This is a genomic window from Pseudomonas sp. 273, from assembly GCF_029201425.1.
In the GTDB taxonomy this organism is placed as follows: domain Bacteria; phylum Pseudomonadota; class Gammaproteobacteria; order Pseudomonadales; family Pseudomonadaceae; genus Pseudomonas; species Pseudomonas delhiensis.
Window position 1 is genome coordinate 6,874,682 of the sequence record NZ_CP116775.1, and the last position, 15,641, is coordinate 6,890,322.

A 15,641-nucleotide genomic window follows, 5' to 3' on the forward strand; every position below is an offset into this window, starting at 1 on the left:
TCCTTATCCATAGGTACGAACGATGACCGATCTGAACGTAGTCGCCCTGGTCTCCATCGGTGCCCATCCGGCCTCCGGCCGTGCCCGGCGTGCCGAGCAGGATGCCCGTGCCGTCGAACTGGGCCTGCGCCTGGCCGGCAAGCGCCTGCAGGTGCTGCACGCCGGCAACCCGCAGGAAGAGGCGCTGCGCAGTTACCTGGGCATGGGCCTGGACGAACTCGCCGTGCTGGAACAACCGGCCGGCGCCGATGCGTTGCCGGCGCTGGTCGACTACCTCGGTGGCGCCGGCGCGCAACTGGTGCTCACCGGCAGCCAGGCCGAGACCGGCGAGGGCTCCGGCATGCTGCCGTTCCTCCTCGCCGAGCGCCTGGGCTGGCCGCTGGTGGTGGGCCTGGCCGAGGTGGAAAGGGTCGAGGGTGGCAGCGCCCAGGTGCTGCAGGCCCTGCCGCGCGGCCAGCGGCGCCGGCTGAAGGTGCGCCTGCCCTTCGTCGCCAGCGTCGACAACGCCGCCCCGGTGGCGCGCCAGAGCGCCTTCGGCCCGGCGCGGCGCGGCTTCGTCGAGGCCCACGAGGTGGAAGTGCTGGCCGACGACCTGCTCGCCGCCAGCAGCCTGCAACCGGCACGCCCGCGGCCCAAGCGGCTCAAGGTGATCAAGGCCAAGACCGGCGCCGAACGCATGAAGGCCGCCACCGCCAAGGCCTCCGGCGGCACCGGCCAGGTGCTCAAGGACCTGGCCCCTGAGGCGGGCGCCGAAGCCATCTTCAAGCTGCTGCGCGAGGAAGGCGTGATTCGCTGAAGTGACTGTAGGAGCGCGCCCTGCGCGCGAATCGCGGGCAGGGCCCGCTCCTACAGTGGTGCGATGCCAAGTCGCTGAAAGCTCACGAAATTCAGCGTCTAAGCTATTGAATTGACAGCATACTTTCCGTCAGGAAAGCGCGTATTTCCCTGGCCGCACAGGCGACTTTTCTTTATCCTCCGCGACCTTTACCACGGCCTCGGAGACTCCCATGCTCGACAGCACTATCGAACAGCTCGAACAACTAGTGGCTGAGCTGCTGCAGCAGAACAAGCAACTGGCCGACGACAACGCCCAGCTGCGCGACAGCCTCGGCAAGGCCAGCGAAGACAACGACGCCCTGCAACTGCAGCTGATGGAGCAGGAAGAGAAGCACAACGCCACCGCCGTGCGCCTGCAGGCCCTGGTCCGCCGCGTCAGCGACAGCCGCGCCAGCGCATGAGCAACGACGGCGTGCGCGTCCTGCGCATCCTCGGCCGCGACTACAGCGTCAAGGCGCCGGCCGGCGAGGAGCGCGCCCTGCAGGAGGCCGCCGCCCTGTTGCAGGCGGAGCTCGCCGCCGCCAAGCAGAAATTCCCCTACGTCACCAGCAACGAACTGTTGCTGCTCAGCGCCCTGAACCTCTGCGCCCGCCAGCTGGCGCCACGCGCTGAAGACAACGACGAAGAAGACAGCCGCACGGTGGAGCGCCTGGCCGCGCTCAACCGGCGCATCCGCGCGCACCTGCAGGCGCAGGACTGATCCCCGCCCTCTGCTCCGTCACCCCAACGTAGGGCGCATAACGCCCCAGGCGTTATCCGCCGTTTGACCTCGGCCCCATGCCACTCGCCGCCGAGCACGGAGCAGCCCTCAAAGCCACACCAAGCTCAACCACGAAGTTGCCGACAAGAAAGGTGTAGCGGCGGATAACCGCGAACGGTTATTCGCCCTACGCTCGGCGACATCCCGCAGGGCGGATATGCACGCATAAAAAAAGGTTCTTCGCGGAGTCTGGGGAAAGAGCGGATTGACAGTCAGGGAAGCGGGTAGATTGGCAGTCGCCAAACGAACCAACCCCACCCCCTGCTGTCGCCGTGCATCCTATTGATCTTGCTGCTTTCTGGCCAGGCTACGAAGTCATCGCCTGCCACCCATCTGCCGACAGCACCCTGCTGATCGAGCTCAAGCCTCACGCCAGCGCTGTCCCCAAATGCGGGCGCTGCGGTCAGGCCAGTCCATTAATCCACGAACGGCGGATTCGCCGGGTGCGTGATCGCGATCTGTTCGACCAGCGCGTCCTGCTCCAACTGCCGGTGCGCCGCGTCGACTGCCTGCGCTGTGGTCGGGTGACCGAGCGGATCGACTGGCTGGAGCCAGCGTCGCGCTTGACCCAGCGCTTGCGCATCTGGCTCGAGGCTTTGCTGCAATTACTGCCCATCAGTCACGTCAGTCGCCTCGTCGGTCTGCATTGGCACACGCTCAAGCAGCTCGACAAACGTCGTCTAGAGGCCGCAGTCGGTGCTTTCGAGCCGGGTGATGTTCGCCGCCTGGTGATGGACGAGTTCGCTCTTCACAAAGGACATCGTTACGCCACCGTGATCATGGATGCGCAGCGGACACGCGTGCTGTGGGTCGGGCATGGCAACAGCCGCGAGGCGATTCAGCCGTTCTTCGAACTGCTCGGTGAGCGCTGCCAGCAAATCGAGGCCGTGGCGATGGACATGAACACCGCCTTCGATCTGGAAGTAAAACAGCATTGCCCCCGTGCCGAAGTGGTCTACGACCTATTCCACGTGGTGGCTCGCTATGGCCGGGAGGTGATCGACCGCATCCGTGTCGATCAGGCCAACGCGCTACGCCAGGACAAAGCGGCACGCAAGGTAATCAAGCAGAGTCGTTGGTTGCTGCTGCGCAATCGCGAAAACCTCAAGGATCAGCAAGCCGTGCAGTTGCAGGAAATCCTCGAGGCCAACCAGCCACTGGCCACGGTCTACGTGCTCAAGGATGCGCTCAAGGAAATCTGGTACGCCCCAGCGTGCGGGAGGGTTGGCGCCGCTGGCGGGACTGGTTGCGCCACGCCAGGGACAGTGGCCTGGCCCCGCTGCAACGCTTCGCTCGCAATCTGCGCAAATACGCCCGAGGCATCCTGGCCAGCGCTCGCTTCCCCATGCACACCAGCCTGCTGGAAGGGGTAAACAATCGCATCAAGGTGATCAAGCGCATGGCCTATGGCTTCAGGGACTCCGCCTACTTCTTCCTGAAAATCAAGGCCGCCTTCCCCGGGAAAGCGCGATGAACCTAAAAAAAGGGACACCACAGTCCGTGGCGTCCCTATGAATGGAGAGAGGGCTGAATATCCTCTCGACCGGTGAGACGTGGCGCTGCGGGAAGTCCCGTCGCGCCGGGCATAAAAGAAGGGATGGGGGATAACCCATCCCTGAAGGGTGAGAGGCGGGTACTGCCCCTCGACCGGTGAGTCGTGCCCGGCTCGCGCCGGGCGGTGCATCAGGCGCGCAGCGGGATCAGGCGCGGGGCGATCATGTTCTCCGGGCGCAGGATGTCGGCCAGGGTGGCCTCGTCCAGCAGCTTCTCCTCGCGCACCAGCTCCAGGACGCCGCGGCCGGTTTCCAGCGCGACCTTGGCGATGCGGGTGGCGTTCTCGTAGCCGATGTACGGGTTCAGCGCGGTCACCAGGCCGATGCTGTGCTCCACCAGCTGGTGGCAGCGCTCGACGTTGGCGGTGATGCCGGTGATGCAGTGCTCGCGCAGCATGTCCATGGCGCGTTGCAGCAGGCGGATCGAGTCGAAGATCTTGTAGGCGATCAGCGGCTCCATCACGTTCAGCTGCAGCTGGCCGCCTTCGGCGGCGATGGTCAGCGCCAGGTCGTTGCCCATGATCTCGAAGGCGCACATGTTCACCGCCTCCGGGATCACCGGGTTGACCTTGCCCGGCATGATCGAGCTGCCCGGCTGGCGCGGCGGCAGGTTGATCTCGTTGATGCCGGTGCGTGGGCCGCTGGAGAGCAGGCGCAGGTCGTTGCAGATCTTCGACAGCTTGACCGCGGTGCGCTTGAGCATGCCGGAGAACAGCACGAAGGCGCCCATGTCCGAGGTGGCCTCGATCAGGTCGGCGGCCGGGACCACCGGCTGGCCGCTGATGGCCGCCAGGCGCTGCACGGCCAGGTGCTGGTAGCCGGGGTCGGCGTTGATGCCGGTGCCGATGGCGGTGCCGCCGAGGTTCACTTCGGTCAGCAGTTCCGGGGCCAGGCGGCGCAGGCGGTCGAGGTCTTCGCCCAGGGTGGTGGCGAAGGCATGGAATTCCTGGCCGAGGGTCATGGGCACCGCGTCCTGCAGCTGGGTGCGGCCCATCTTCAGTACGTTGGCGAACTCCTCGCCCTTGGCGGCGAAGGCCTGGATCAGGCTGTCGAGGCTGGCCAGCAGGGTGTCGTGGCCGAGCAGCAGGCCCAGACGGATGGCGGTCGGGTAGGCGTCGTTGGTCGACTGCGCCATGTTCACGTCGTTGTTCGGGTGCAGGTACTTGTACTCGCCCTTGGCGTGGCCCATCGCTTCGAGGGCGATGTTGGCGATCACCTCGTTGGCGTTCATGTTGGTGGAAGTACCGGCGCCACCCTGGATCATGTCGACCACGAACTGCTCGTGGAAGTCACCGCGGATCAGCCGAGCGCAGGCTTCGCTGATGGCGGCGTGCTTGTCGGCGGGCAGGTGGCCCAGCTTGTGGTTCGCATCGGCCGCGGCCTGCTTGACCATCGCCAGGGCGACGACCAGCTTCGGGTAGTGCGACAGCGGCACACCGGAGAGGCGGAAGTTGTTCACAGCGCGCAGGGTCTGGATGCCGTAGTAGGCGTCAGAAGGTACTTCGAGGGTGCCGAGGAGGTCTTTCTCGATGCGGAACGATGCAACAGGGGACATGATGAGATTTTTCTCAGGAGGACACGGCCAGCGCCGCGATGCCCAGTAGACTAGGGATTTCGCCGATCGTCGGCCAATGCTGTTGGAAGCTGTCTCATGCACAAACGGCATAATGTATTCTGTGACGACCTGATGACGGCGAGCGTATGGCCATGCTATGCGCGCCCGTTCATCCACTGACCTATCGATCAGGACCATCCCGCCGCGCCGGGAGGAGACGACGTGAACCTGGAAACCAAATGGCTGGAGGACTTCAGCACCCTGGCCACCACCCGCAGCTTCTCCCAGGCCGCGGAGAAGCGCTTCGTCACCCAGCCGGCCTTCAGCCGGCGCATCCGCAGCCTGGAGGACGCCCTCGGGCTGACCCTGGTGAACCGCCAGCGCACGCCCATCGAACTGACCGAGGCCGGCCAGCTGTTCCTGGTCACCGCGCGGGCGGTGGTCGAGCAGCTCGGCCAGGTGGTGCGCCACCTGCACCACCTGGAGGGCGGGCAGGGCGAAGTGCTGCAGTTCGCCGCCGCCCACTCCCTGGCCCTGGGCTTCTTCCCGGCGTGGATCGCCCGGCTGCGCGCCGAGGGCCTGAACATCGCCAGCCGCCTGGTGGCGACCAACGTCGGCGAGGCCGTGCACCTGCTGCGCGAGGGCGGCTGCGACCTGATGCTGGCCTTCTACGACCCGGACGCGGCGCTGCAGATGGACCCGGAAGTGTTCCCCTCGCTGCACCTGGGGCGCACCGAGATGCTCCCGGTGTGCGCGGTGAACTCCGCCGGCCTGCCGCTGTATGACCTCGACAGCGGCCAGAGCGTGCCGCTGCTGGCCTACAGCGCCGGCGCATTCCTCGGCCGCGGCGTCAACCTGCTGCTGCGCCAGCGCAACCTGCGCTACACCACGGTCTACGAGACGGCCATGGCCGACAGCCTGAAGAGCATGGCGCTGCAGGGCATGGGCGTGGCCTGGGTGCCGCGCCTGAGCATGGAGGCGGAGCTGGCCCGCGGCGAGCTGGCGGTGTGCGGCGGGCCGCACTGGGTGGTGCCGCAGGAAATCCGCCTGTACCGCTGCGCCCTGGTGCGCAAGGCGCAGATCCGCCTGCTCTGGCGCAAGCTGGAAGGCGGCCTGGGGCTGGGCGAGAGCGCCTGAGGCGGGGACGGCCGGGGCTATGATGCTTATTTGATAAGCATTATCATTTGCGCCTTTGCCAGGGGTTTCCCCCTCGCGCCGGCCCGGCGCGGACCGCTGGCGAGCCCGCCACCCCATGTCCGACCACGAGTCCCCCGTCCGGCCGCCCGCGGCCGAACCGACGGCGCCCGGCGAAAGCGCAGGGCGCGAGGACTTCCTGCGCGTGTTCCTCAGCCAGCGTCCGCGCATGGAGGCCCTGGTACGCCGCCGCGTGGGCTGCCGGGCCACCGCCGCGGACCTGGTCCAGGAACTCTTCCTGCGCTTCTGGAAGCGCCCGCAGGAACCGGTGGAGGAGATGGGCACCTACCTGCTGCGCAGCGCGCGCAACCTGGCCATCGACCACCTGCGCGGCGAGGACTCGCGCGGCCGCACCCTCAGCGTGCTGCTGCCCGACGAGGACGCCGCGCAACCGTCGCCGGAACAGGCGGTGCAGGCCGGCGCCGAGCTGGAGCGCGTCGAACGAGCCCTGCGCGCGTTGCCCGAACGCACCCGCCACGTGTTCCTGCTCAGCCGCGTGCACGGCCGCACCTACGGCGAAATAGCCGAGGCCATGGGCGTTACCCGCAGCGCCGTGGAAAAACATATGATGCGCGCCCTCGATGCCTGCAAGGCGAGCCTGGAGCCCGCCGCACCGGCCGCCCGCAGCGGAGCTCCACGCCATGACGCCTGACACCCCGACCCTCCCGGCCGACGCCCGGCGCCAGGCGCGCCAGTGGCTGGTGCGCGTGCACGGCGGCGAGGCGGATGCCGGGGCGCTGCAACGCTGGCTGGACGAAGCCCCGGCGCACGCCGAGGCCTACGCCGAAGCCGAGGCGCTCTGGTGCCTCAGCGAAGGCCCGGCGCGGCGCCTGGCGGCGGAGGAGGGCGCTGCCCTGCAGGGCTACCTGGCCGCCATGCAGCACCCGCCGCGAAGCCGCAGGCGCGGCAACCCGCGGCGCTGGCTGTACCCGCTGGCCAGCGCCGCCTGCCTGCTGCTGATGCTCTGGGCCGGCGGCTGGTGGCAGCCGGGGCACTGGTACGCCGACCTGGCCGCCGACTACGTCAGCGCCCCGGGCGAAGTGCGCGAGGTGACGCTGGTCGACGGTTCCACCCTGACGCTGGACGCCGACAGCGCTGTGGCCGTGTCCCTGGACGGCGAGCAGCGCCGCGTCGAGCTGCTGCGCGGCGCCGCCTCCTTCGCCGTGCGGCACCTGCCCAGGCCTTTTGTGGTGCGGGTGGGCGAGGGCGAGGCACGGGTGCTGGGCACCGAATTCGAAGTCCGCCGGCTGGGCGACCAGGCCCGCGTCACCGTGGCCGAGGGCCGCGTGGCGGTGCGCGCCAGCCGGGCCGTGGGCGCGCCGGAGGTGGTGCTGGGCGCCGGCGAGCGGGTGAGCTTCGGCGCCACCCTGGGCGCCCCCGAGAGCGCCGACGGCCGCGCCGCGCTGGCCTGGCGCCAGGGCTGGCTGACCTTCTACCGCGCCTCGCTGGGCGAGGTGCTGGAGCGCCTGGCGCCCTGGTACCCGGGGCGCATCCTGCTGCTGGACGACGAGCTGGCGCAGCGCCGCGTCAGCGGCAGCTTCCCCAGCCACGACCCGCAGGCGGCGCTGGATTCGCTGCAGGCCGTGGTGGGCTTCCGCCAGCAGCATCTGCTGGGGCGTTTCGTGCTGATCCGCTGACGCGAAAAAAATTTCCGCCGGGCACTGAGGTACCCATAGGGCTGCTCCGTGTAGTGGGCATGAATGCGATTTATTCGCAGTTGAAATCCGCCCTTCGAGTCCCGAGAACCCCATGAAAGCGCAGCGTCCCCGTACCACCCTCAAGCCCCTGACCCTCGCCCTGCTCGGCGCCCTGGCCGGTGCCGCGAACCTGCCGGCGCTGGCTGCCGAACCGGCTGCCGCCAGCCTGGAGTCGCGCTACGCCTTCGCCCTGGCGGCGCAGCCGCTGCCCCAGGCGCTGAGCGAATTCAGCCGCGTCACCGGCCTCAGCGTGGTCTACACCGAGGAGGCGCCCTACGCCCTGCAGGCGCCGTCGCTGCGTGGCCAATACAGCGCCGCCGAGGCCCTGGAGCGCCTGCTGGCCGGCTCCGGCCTGCGCTTCCGCCCGCTGGACGGGCGCAGCGTCACCCTCGAACGCATTCCCGCCGACGCCCTGAGCCTGGACGCCACCACCGTCTCGGCGATGGCCAGCGCCGAACAGAGCTACCAGCCGGCACCGCTCAGCTCGATCAACCGCGCCGGCACGCCGGTCATGGAAACCCCGCAGAGCATCGTCACGGTGCCGGCCCGGGCGATCCGCGACCAGCAGCCGCGCAACCTCGACGACGCGCTGAACAACATCAGCGGCGTGACCCAGGCCAACACCCTCGGCGGCACCCAGGACGCGGTGATGAAGCGCGGCTTCGGCGACAACCGCGACGGCTCCATCATGCGCGACGGCCTGCCTTCGGTGCTGGGCCGCAACCTCACCGCCACCGCCGACCACGTGGAAGTGCTCAAGGGCCCGGCCTCGCTGCTCTACGGCATCCAGGACCCGGGCGGGGTGGTCAACGTGGTGAGCAAGAAGCCGCAGTTGGCGCGGTACAACGCGGTGACCCTGCGCGGTTCGACCTACGCCCACGGCAAGCAGGGCAGCGGCGCGCAGATCGACAGCACCGGCAGTATCGGCGACTCGCCGCTGGCTTACCGGCTGATCGTCGACCACCAGGACGAGAACTACTGGCGCGACTTCGGCCAGCAGCGCGAAACCCTGGTGGCGCCCTCGCTGGCGTACTTCGGCGAGGCCACCACCGTCACCCTCGGCTACGAGCACCGCGAGTTCAAGACACCCTTCGACCGCGGCACCGCCATCGACCCGCGCACCAACAAGCCCCTGGACCTGCCGCGCACCCGGCGCCTGGACGAGCCCTTCAACATCACCGAAGGCCGCTCCGACCTGACCCGCCTGGACATCGAGCACCAGCTCGACGAGCAGTGGAAGGCGCACCTGGCCTACGGCTGGACCCGCGAGACCTACGACGACAACCAGGCGCGGGTGACCGCGGTGAACAGCGCCAGGGGCACCGTCACCCGCCGCGTCGACGGCACCCACGGCGCGGTGAGCAGCGACAGCTTCGCCACCGCCTCGCTGCTGGGCGACGTGCAGCTGGGCGGCCTGCGCCACGAACTGGTGCTGGGCATGGACAGCGAGAAGCGCAAGATCTACCGCGCCGACCTGATCCGCAGCACCGCCAGCAACACCCTGGACTACAACGACCCGGTCTACGGCCAGGTGTCACCGGCCACCCAGGTCAGCCCCGGCGACAGCGACCAGACCGACAAGCTGCGCAGCGACTCGCTGTTCCTGCAGGACTCCTGGCACCTGGACGAGCACTGGATCCTGGTCGCCGGCGGGCGCTACCAGATGTTCGACCAGTACGCCGGGCGCGGCCGGCCGTTCCAGGCGAACACCGACCTGAACGGGCAGAAGTGGGTGCCGCGCGCCGGCGTGGTCTACCGCTTCGATGACCAGTTCTCGCTGTACGGCAGCTACACCCGTTCGTTCAAGCCCAACTCGACCATTGCGCCGCTTTCCACCGGCCAGGTGATCGACTCGGCGATCCAGCCGGAGGAAGCCAGTTCCTGGGAGATCGGCGCAAAGATGGATATTCCCGGGCGCATCAGCGGCAACCTGGCGTTCTTCGACATCCGCAAGCGCAACGTCATGGTCAACCAGCTCGACGCCAACGGCGACACCGTGGTGCGCACCGCCGGCAAGGTGCGCAGCTATGGCGCCGAACTGGACCTGGCCGGCCAGCTGAGCGAACGCTGGAGCCTGCTCGGCAGCTACGCCTGGCTCGACGCGGAAGTGACCGAGGACCCGGAACTGGAAGGCAACCGCCTGCAGAACGTGGCCAAGGAAACCGCCTCGCTGTCGGCGGTGTACGACGCCGGGACGATCTTCGGCGGCGACAGGCTGCGCCTGGGCAGCGGCGCCCGCTACGTGGGCAAGCGCGCGGGCGACCCGGCGAATTCCTTCGAGCTGCCGTCCTACACCGTGGCCGATGCCTTCGCCAGCTACGACACCCAGCTGGGCGGGCACAACGTCGGCTTCCAGTTCAACGTGAAGAACGTCTTCAACCGCGAGTACTACCCCTCGGCGGCGAACAACCTCTACGTCGCGGTGGGGGAGCCGCGGCAGTTCGAGGTTTCCACGACGGTGGAGTTCTGAGGGGAGGGTCTTTTCGTAGGAGCGAGCTTGCTCGCGAACGGAGTTCTGCCAGGTGGACCAAGTGCTCGGCCTGAAGAGCGCCCTCTCCCTAACCCTCTCCCTGAAGGGAGAGGGGACCGTTGGGCAGGGCTGGGTGTTTTGGAGTCAGCCGGCAGCACTGAAGGTTCCGGTTGAAACCATGCCTTCTCTCGGCACGGACAAGCCCCCTCTCCCTTCAGGGAGAGGGCTGGGGAGAGGGAGCGGAGTCACCTCAACACACCAGAGCCGCCGGGAAACACCGTTCGCGAGCAAGCTCGCTTCTACAAGCTCGGCAGACTTACATCTCCACCACAATCCGCCCCTCGATCTGCCCGGCGCGCATCTTGTCGAAGATGCCGTTGATGTCCTCCAGCTTGCCGGCGCTCACCGTCGCCTTCACCAGCCCCTCGCCGGCGAAGTCCAGCGCCTCCTGCAGGTCGGCGCGGGTGCCGACGATGGAGCCGGTGATGTGCAGGCCCTTGAGCACCACGTCGAAGATTGGCGTGGGGAAGTCGCCCGGCGGCAGGCCGACCAGGGACACGGTGCCGCCGCGGCGGGCCATGCCGATGCCCTGGCCGAAGGCGCTGTTGGACACCGCCGTCACCAGCACGCCGTGGGCGCCGCCGATGTCGCGCTGGACCACTTCCACCGGGTTTTCCTGCTTCGCGTTGATGGTCAGGCTGGCGCCCAGTTTGCGCGCCAGCTCCAGCTTGGCGTCGTCCACGTCCACCGCCGCCACGTGCAGGCCCATGGCCTTGGCGTACTGCACCGCGACGTGGCCCAGGCCGCCGATGCCGGAGATGGCCACCCACTGGCCGGGGCGCGCCTTGGTTTCCTTCAGGCCCTTGTACACGGTGACGCCCGCGCAGAGGATCGGGGCGATCTCGGTGAAGCCGACGCCCTTGGGCAGGATGCCGACGAAGTTCGGGTCCGCCAGCACGTATTCGGCGTAGCCGCCGTTCACCGAGTAGCCGGTGTTCTGCTGGTGCGTGCAGAGGGTTTCCCAGCCGGTCAGGCAGTGCTCGCAGCAGCCGCAGGCGGTGTACAGCCAGGGCACGCCGACGCGGTCGCCTTCCTTCACCCGGGTCACCCCGGCGCCCACCGCGGCGACGTAGCCGACGCCCTCGTGGCCGGGAATGAACGGCAGGCTCGGCTTCACCGGCCAGTCGCCCTCGGCGGCGTGCAGGTCGGTGTGGCAGACGCCGGAGGCCTCGATCTTCACCAGGATCTGGCCGGGGCCGGGCAGCGGCACCTTCACTTCCTCCAGGCGCAGCGGCGCGCCGAAGGCGTGCACCACTGCGGCTTTCATGGTCTGGGGCAGTGTCGAGGACATGACGAAGCTCTCCTTGTGCAAACGAACGGGGGCGGGCGAAAGCCTGTCTGCGCCGCGGGTTGCATCAGTCTGAACCCTTGAGCCTAGGCGATATTGAGCTGGAGCAAGGGCCGCTCGCCTCATCCCTTGGTAGCACCTGCCCAACGGCCCGCGCACGGACTCCACGAACGGCGCGGCCTTGCGGTATACTGCGCCGCCTCCGAACCGGCCCCGCTCGTCGGTTCGTCCATGTACAAGCCACGCCCGGGACCGGAATGCGTGGCTTGTTGGTTTTTGACGCGCAGCACGCGCACCACCAAGAGGCACGACGATGAGCGTACTGGTTGGCGTGATCATGGGCTCCAAGTCCGACTGGAGCACCCTTAGTCACACCGCGGACATGCTGGACAAGCTGGGCATCCCCCATGAAGTGAAGGTGGTTTCCGCCCACCGCACCCCGGACCTGCTGTTCCAGTACGCCGAAGAGGCCGAAGGCCGCGGCATCGAGGTGATCATCGCCGGTGCCGGCGGCGCCGCCCACCTGCCGGGCATGTGCGCGGCCAAGACGCACCTGCCGGTGCTCGGCGTGCCGGTGCAGTCGTCCATGCTCTCGGGCGTCGATTCGCTGCTGTCGATCGTGCAGATGCCCGGCGGCGTGCCGGTCGCCACCCTGGCCATCGGCAAGGCCGGCGCCATCAACGCCGCGCTGCTGGCGGCGAGCATCCTCGGCGGCAAGCACCCGCAGTACCACGACGCGCTCAAGCGCTTCCGCACCGAGCAGACCACCTCGGTGCTGGACAACCCCGACCCCCGCGAGGCCTGAGCAGAACCATGAAGATCGGTGTCATCGGTGGCGGCCAGCTGGGCCGCATGCTGTCCCTGGCGGGCACCCCGCTGGGCATGGACTTCGCCTTCCTCGACCCGGCGCCGGACGCCTGCGCCCAGGCCCTGGGCGAGCACATCCGCGCGGACTACAGCGACCAGGACCACCTGCGCCAGCTGGCCGACGAAGTGGACCTGGTGACCTTCGAGTTCGAGAGCGTGCCGGCCGAGACCGTGGCCTTCCTCTCGCAGTTCGTGCCGGTCTACCCCAGCGCCGAGGCGCTGCGCATCGCCCGTGATCGCTGGTTCGAGAAGTCGATGTTCAAGGACCTGGGCATTCCCACCCCGGCCTTCGCCGACATCCAGTCCCAGGCCGACCTCGACGCCGCCGCGGCCAGCATCGGCCTGCCGGCGGTGCTCAAGACGCGCACCCTGGGCTATGACGGCAAGGGCCAGAAGGTCCTGCGCAAGCCCGCGGACGTGGCCGGCGCCTTCGCCGAACTGGGCAGCGTGCCCTGCATCCTGGAAGGCTTCGTGCCCTTCACCGGCGAAGTCTCGCTGGTAGCGGTGCGCGCCCGCGACGGCGAGACGCGCTTCTACCCGCTGGTGCACAACACCCACGAGAACGGCATCCTGCGCCTGTCCGTGGCCAGCAGCGAGCATCCGCTGCAGGCTCTGGCCGAGGACTACGTCGGTCGCGTGCTGGACAAGCTGGACTACGTCGGCGTGCTGGCCTTCGAGTTCTTCGAGGTGGACGGCGGCCTGAAGGCCAACGAGATCGCCCCGCGCGTGCACAACTCCGGGCACTGGACCATCGAAGGCTCCGAGTGCAGCCAGTTCGAGAACCACCTGCGGGCCGTCGCCGGCCTGCCGCTGGGCTCCACCGCCAAGGTGGGCGAGAGCGCCATGCTCAACTTCATCGGCGAAGTGCCGCCGGTGGACAAGGTGCTGGCCATCGCCGACTGCCACCTGCACCACTACGGCAAGGCCTTCAAGGCCGGGCGCAAGGTCGGCCACGCCACCCTGCGCAGCAAGGACCTGGCCACCCTGAAGGCGCGCATCGGCGAAGTCGAAGCCCTTATCGGCAAGGGCTGACAACCCCGGTCGCCCGTCCCTCATGGCGGGCGGCCGCGCGGAACGCCAGGCTTTCCTACACTGTCAGACAAAGGGCGCGCCGGTTGGCGCGTCCATCCACAGGAGGGAAAACCATGGGTTTAATCGGAACCATCGTCATCGGCCTGATCGTCGGCCTCATCGCTCGTTTCCTGAAGCCAGGGGACGACAGCATGGGCTGGATCATGACCATCCTGATCGGCATCGGCGGCTCGCTGCTGGCCACCTACGGCGGCCAGGCCGTGGGCATCTACCAGGCCGGGCAGGCCGCCGGCTTCATCGGCGCGGTGGTCGGCGCGGTGATCCTGCTGGTGATCTACGGCATCGTGAAGAAGAGCTGATCCACCCGTCGTACGCCGGGTAGCGCCTCGCGCTGGTCATTTGCCCGGCGATCCCCAAGAATGTGCGCCGATTCCCGCTCGCCCGGCCAGGGCGGGCGGCGAAGGTCTTCGCCGTCTTCCCGTTGCGTGGGCGCCTGCTGCCGGCGCCCGAGAGCCCATCCATGCGCCGTACCCTGCTCGCCTGCAGCCTCGCGCTGCTCACCGGCCTGGCCCATGCCGCCGACATCCCGGAAACCGACTGGCTGCAACTGATGCCGCCCAGCGACCGCAAGGCGCTGGAGGAAATGCCCGAGATCGACCACAACAGCCCGGAAGCCGCCGGCACCTTCACCCAGAAGCAAGGTGGCCTGAAGCAGAAGGGCAAGCTGCCGCAGGTGATGTTCTCGACCAGGACGGTCGCCGCGCTGGATGGCAAGCAGATCCGCCTGGGCGGCTACCCGGTGCCGCTGGAGAACGACGCCAGGGGCCGCGTCACCGAGTTCTTCCTGGTGCCCTACCCGGGCGCCTGCATCCACGTGCCGCCGCCGCCGCCGAACCAGATCGTGCTGGTGCGCTACCCCAAGGGCATGAAGATCGACGACATCTACAGCCCGCTGTGGGTGACCGGCAAGCTGAAGGTGGAGAAGGTCAGCAACGAGATGGCCGACGCCGCCTACGCCATGGACGAGGCCAAGGTGCGGGCGGTGCAGGAGAGTGATCTGTAGCGTGCCTTGCTCTTCTTAGGAGCGAGCTTGCTCGCGAACCCGGTTCGGTGCTTGGCCTGAAGAGCGCCCTCTCCCTAACCCTCTCCCTGAAGGGAGAGGGGACCGTTCGGCGTGGGTGGGTATTCCTGAGTTAGCCGGCAGCCCCGGCGCTTTCGGCTGAAACCATGCCTTCTCTCGGCACGGACAAGCCCCCTCTCCCTTCAGGGAGAGGGCTGGGGAGAGGGAACGGAGTCAACCCAACACACCAGAGCCGCCGGGAAACACCGTTCGCGAGCAAGCTCGCTCCTACGAAAAGACGCGCAGCCTAACCCTCCAGCCCCTCGCTCCAGATTTCCACCGCCATCGTCTCGCTACGCCCCGGCGCCACGCTCAGCACGTCGTCCCAGACCCGCGCCGTCTCGATGCACAGCATGCGCTGCCAGGCGTCGTCGGCGAACTGCGAGAGGCGCTGGGCCTTGTCGATCCAGGGGTTCCACAGCACCGCCGAGCGCGAGTGGCTGGCCTGGATGTGGATGCCGCGGTTCCACTGTGGGTCGCGGATCACCAGGGGGCGGTCGACGTCCAGGTAGATGCGGTCGGTCTCGCCCTGGATGCGCACCACGCCGTCCTGGCGGCGTTCCTCCCAGTTCTCCAGCGTCTCGATGTAGCGGCAGCCCTGCAGGCCGTCGACGCTGAGCTGGCGGGCGTCGCTGACGGCGAAGTAGGTGTGCAGCGCCTGGCTCAGGGCCAGCGGCTTGTCGCCGAGGTTGCGGGTGGTCAGTTCCAGGGCCAGGCGCTCGCCGAAGCGCATCACCAGGCTCAGTTCGGCGCAATGGGCCCAGCCCGGCAGGCCCTGGCGGGCGTCGAGCTTCCAGTGCACGGCCAGCGCGCCCTGTTCGTCGGCGATGTCGTCCAGTTGCCAGTCGATGCCGCGCACCAGGCCGTGGGCCGGCGGCTTGTCGCCCTCGTATTCGGTGCGCACCTGCACCGGGTTGCGCGCCAGGTCGCCGAACCAGGGCCAGCACACCGGCACGCCGCCGCGCAGGGACTGGCCGCGCTTGTACCCGGCCTGCTCGCTGAGCCACACCAGCGGCGGCTGTTCGTGGGGCTGGTAGCTGAGCAGCTGGGCGCCCTGCTGGGCGATCAGCGCCTCGCCGAACTCGGTGTGGATGCGCCAGCAGGGCAGCTCGTCGATGGTCGTCTGTTCGACGCGGGGGGTGATGTAGGGGCTGCTCATGGGGGCCTCCGGCACTGCAAGGGGAAAGGATTCAGTATCACCGATCCCC

Annotated in this window: 14 protein-coding genes and 1 pseudogene; 12 read left to right on the plus strand and 3 right to left on the minus strand. The window is 68.4% G+C overall.

All coding sequences use genetic code 11. The features are described from left to right. The first annotated feature begins 22 nt into the window (after nt 1–22). The 4 genes and pseudogenes from PKO50_RS31435 (at nt 23) to PKO50_RS31450 (ending at nt 3,071) form a co-directional block, all read left to right on the plus strand. Complete coding sequence (locus PKO50_RS31435; protein ID WP_275628195.1) at nt 23–796, plus strand: electron transfer flavoprotein subunit beta; 774 nt, start codon at nt 23–25, stop codon at nt 794–796. A 211-nt stretch (nt 797–1,007) separates the two neighbouring features. Next, nucleotides 1,008–1,238, plus strand: a complete 231-nt coding sequence (locus tag PKO50_RS31440) for a hypothetical protein (RefSeq protein WP_009614252.1) — start codon at nt 1,008–1,010, stop codon at nt 1,236–1,238. Continuing rightward, on the plus strand, nt 1,235–1,537 hold the full coding sequence (gene zapA, locus PKO50_RS31445; protein WP_109934350.1) for a cell division protein ZapA: 303 nt from the start codon (nt 1,235–1,237) through the stop codon (nt 1,535–1,537). The genes PKO50_RS31440 and zapA overlap by 4 nt, the downstream gene beginning before the upstream one ends. A 332-nt stretch (nt 1,538–1,869) precedes the next feature. Then, a pseudogene (locus PKO50_RS31450) lies at nt 1,870–3,071 on the plus strand (ISL3 family transposase). Between the two features lie 209 nt (nt 3,072–3,280). Here the strand turns inward: PKO50_RS31450 and PKO50_RS31455 are convergent. Then, the gene (locus PKO50_RS31455) at nt 3,281–4,705 is read right to left on the minus strand and encodes an aspartate ammonia-lyase (RefSeq protein ID WP_109934349.1); all 1,425 of its coding nucleotides are present in this window, start codon (nt 4,703–4,705) and stop codon (nt 3,281–3,283) included. Between the two features lie 222 nt (nt 4,706–4,927). Here PKO50_RS31455 and PKO50_RS31460 point away from each other — a divergent pair, with 222 nt between their 5' ends. The 4 genes from PKO50_RS31460 to PKO50_RS31475 all read left to right on the plus strand — a co-directional run bounded on the left by PKO50_RS31460 (nt 4,928) and on the right by PKO50_RS31475 (nt 10,066). Further along, nucleotides 4,928–5,842: a LysR substrate-binding domain-containing protein gene (locus PKO50_RS31460; protein ID WP_064584908.1), complete on the plus strand. Its 915-nt coding sequence runs from the start codon at nt 4,928–4,930 to the stop codon at nt 5,840–5,842. Between the two features lie 115 nt (nt 5,843–5,957). Beyond that, the gene (locus PKO50_RS31465; protein WP_109934348.1) at nt 5,958–6,551 is read left to right on the plus strand and encodes an RNA polymerase sigma factor; all 594 of its coding nucleotides are present in this window, start codon (nt 5,958–5,960) and stop codon (nt 6,549–6,551) included. After that, on the plus strand, nt 6,541–7,536 hold the full coding sequence (locus PKO50_RS31470) for a FecR family protein (RefSeq protein WP_275628196.1): 996 nt from the start codon (nt 6,541–6,543) through the stop codon (nt 7,534–7,536). Before PKO50_RS31465 ends, PKO50_RS31470 begins: the two co-directional genes overlap by 11 nt. 112 nt (nt 7,537–7,648) lie before the next feature. Continuing rightward, nucleotides 7,649–10,066 carry a TonB-dependent receptor gene (locus PKO50_RS31475; RefSeq protein WP_275628197.1) on the plus strand — a complete coding sequence of 806 codons (2,418 nt, stop codon included), beginning with the start codon at nt 7,649–7,651 and terminating at the stop codon, nt 10,064–10,066. Nucleotides 10,067–10,382: 316 nt separating this feature from the next. Here the strand turns inward: PKO50_RS31475 and adhP are convergent, their stop codons facing one another. After that, nucleotides 10,383–11,417 carry an alcohol dehydrogenase AdhP gene (adhP, locus tag PKO50_RS31480; protein WP_275628198.1) on the minus strand — a complete coding sequence of 345 codons (1,035 nt, stop codon included), beginning with the start codon at nt 11,415–11,417 and terminating at the stop codon, nt 10,383–10,385. 310 nt (nt 11,418–11,727) lie between these two features. Here adhP and purE point away from each other — a divergent pair, with 310 nt between their 5' ends. From purE to PKO50_RS31500, 4 genes are all read left to right on the plus strand, one after another. Next, entirely contained in the window at nt 11,728–12,219 is a 492-nt protein-coding gene (gene purE / locus PKO50_RS31485) for a 5-(carboxyamino)imidazole ribonucleotide mutase (RefSeq protein WP_009614245.1), read from the plus strand. Between the two features lie 8 nt (nt 12,220–12,227). Beyond that, on the plus strand, nt 12,228–13,313 hold the full coding sequence (locus PKO50_RS31490) for a 5-(carboxyamino)imidazole ribonucleotide synthase (protein ID WP_275628199.1): 1,086 nt from the start codon (nt 12,228–12,230) through the stop codon (nt 13,311–13,313). 113 nt (nt 13,314–13,426) lie between these two features. After that, complete coding sequence (locus PKO50_RS31495; RefSeq protein WP_109934343.1) at nt 13,427–13,672, plus strand: GlsB/YeaQ/YmgE family stress response membrane protein; 246 nt, start codon at nt 13,427–13,429, stop codon at nt 13,670–13,672. A gap of 161 nt (nt 13,673–13,833) precedes the next feature. Continuing rightward, entirely contained in the window at nt 13,834–14,376 is a 543-nt protein-coding gene (locus tag PKO50_RS31500) for a DUF3299 domain-containing protein (RefSeq protein ID WP_275628200.1), read from the plus strand. 304 nt (nt 14,377–14,680) lie between these two features. On the opposite strand, the gene PKO50_RS31505 is transcribed toward PKO50_RS31500, so the two are convergent. Further along, nucleotides 14,681–15,592 (minus strand): D-hexose-6-phosphate mutarotase, encoded by a 912-nt coding sequence (locus PKO50_RS31505; protein WP_275628201.1) that lies wholly within the window; start codon nt 15,590–15,592, stop codon nt 14,681–14,683. Nucleotides 15,593–15,641: the final 49 nt, after the last annotated feature.

Coding starts and splice junctions, on each gene's coding strand:
- PKO50_RS31455 (WP_109934349.1), bottom strand. CDS start 4,705: ATGTCCCCTGTTGCATCGTTCCGCATCGAGAAAGACCTCCTCGGCACC.
- purE (WP_009614245.1), top strand. CDS start 11,728: ATGAGCGTACTGGTTGGCGTGATCATGGGCTCCAAGTCCGACTGGAGC.
- PKO50_RS31440 (WP_009614252.1), top strand. CDS start 1,008: ATGCTCGACAGCACTATCGAACAGCTCGAACAACTAGTGGCTGAGCTG.
- PKO50_RS31470 (WP_275628196.1), top strand. CDS start 6,541: ATGACGCCTGACACCCCGACCCTCCCGGCCGACGCCCGGCGCCAGGCG.
- adhP (WP_275628198.1), bottom strand. CDS start 11,417: ATGTCCTCGACACTGCCCCAGACCATGAAAGCCGCAGTGGTGCACGCC.
- PKO50_RS31505 (WP_275628201.1), bottom strand. CDS start 15,592: ATGAGCAGCCCCTACATCACCCCCCGCGTCGAACAGACGACCATCGAC.
- PKO50_RS31490 (WP_275628199.1), top strand. CDS start 12,228: ATGAAGATCGGTGTCATCGGTGGCGGCCAGCTGGGCCGCATGCTGTCC.
- PKO50_RS31495 (WP_109934343.1), top strand. CDS start 13,427: ATGGGTTTAATCGGAACCATCGTCATCGGCCTGATCGTCGGCCTCATC.
- PKO50_RS31465 (WP_109934348.1), top strand. CDS start 5,958: ATGTCCGACCACGAGTCCCCCGTCCGGCCGCCCGCGGCCGAACCGACG.
- PKO50_RS31435 (WP_275628195.1), top strand. CDS start 23: ATGACCGATCTGAACGTAGTCGCCCTGGTCTCCATCGGTGCCCATCCG.
- zapA (WP_109934350.1), top strand. CDS start 1,235: ATGAGCAACGACGGCGTGCGCGTCCTGCGCATCCTCGGCCGCGACTAC.
- PKO50_RS31500 (WP_275628200.1), top strand. CDS start 13,834: ATGCGCCGTACCCTGCTCGCCTGCAGCCTCGCGCTGCTCACCGGCCTG.
- PKO50_RS31475 (WP_275628197.1), top strand. CDS start 7,649: ATGAAAGCGCAGCGTCCCCGTACCACCCTCAAGCCCCTGACCCTCGCC.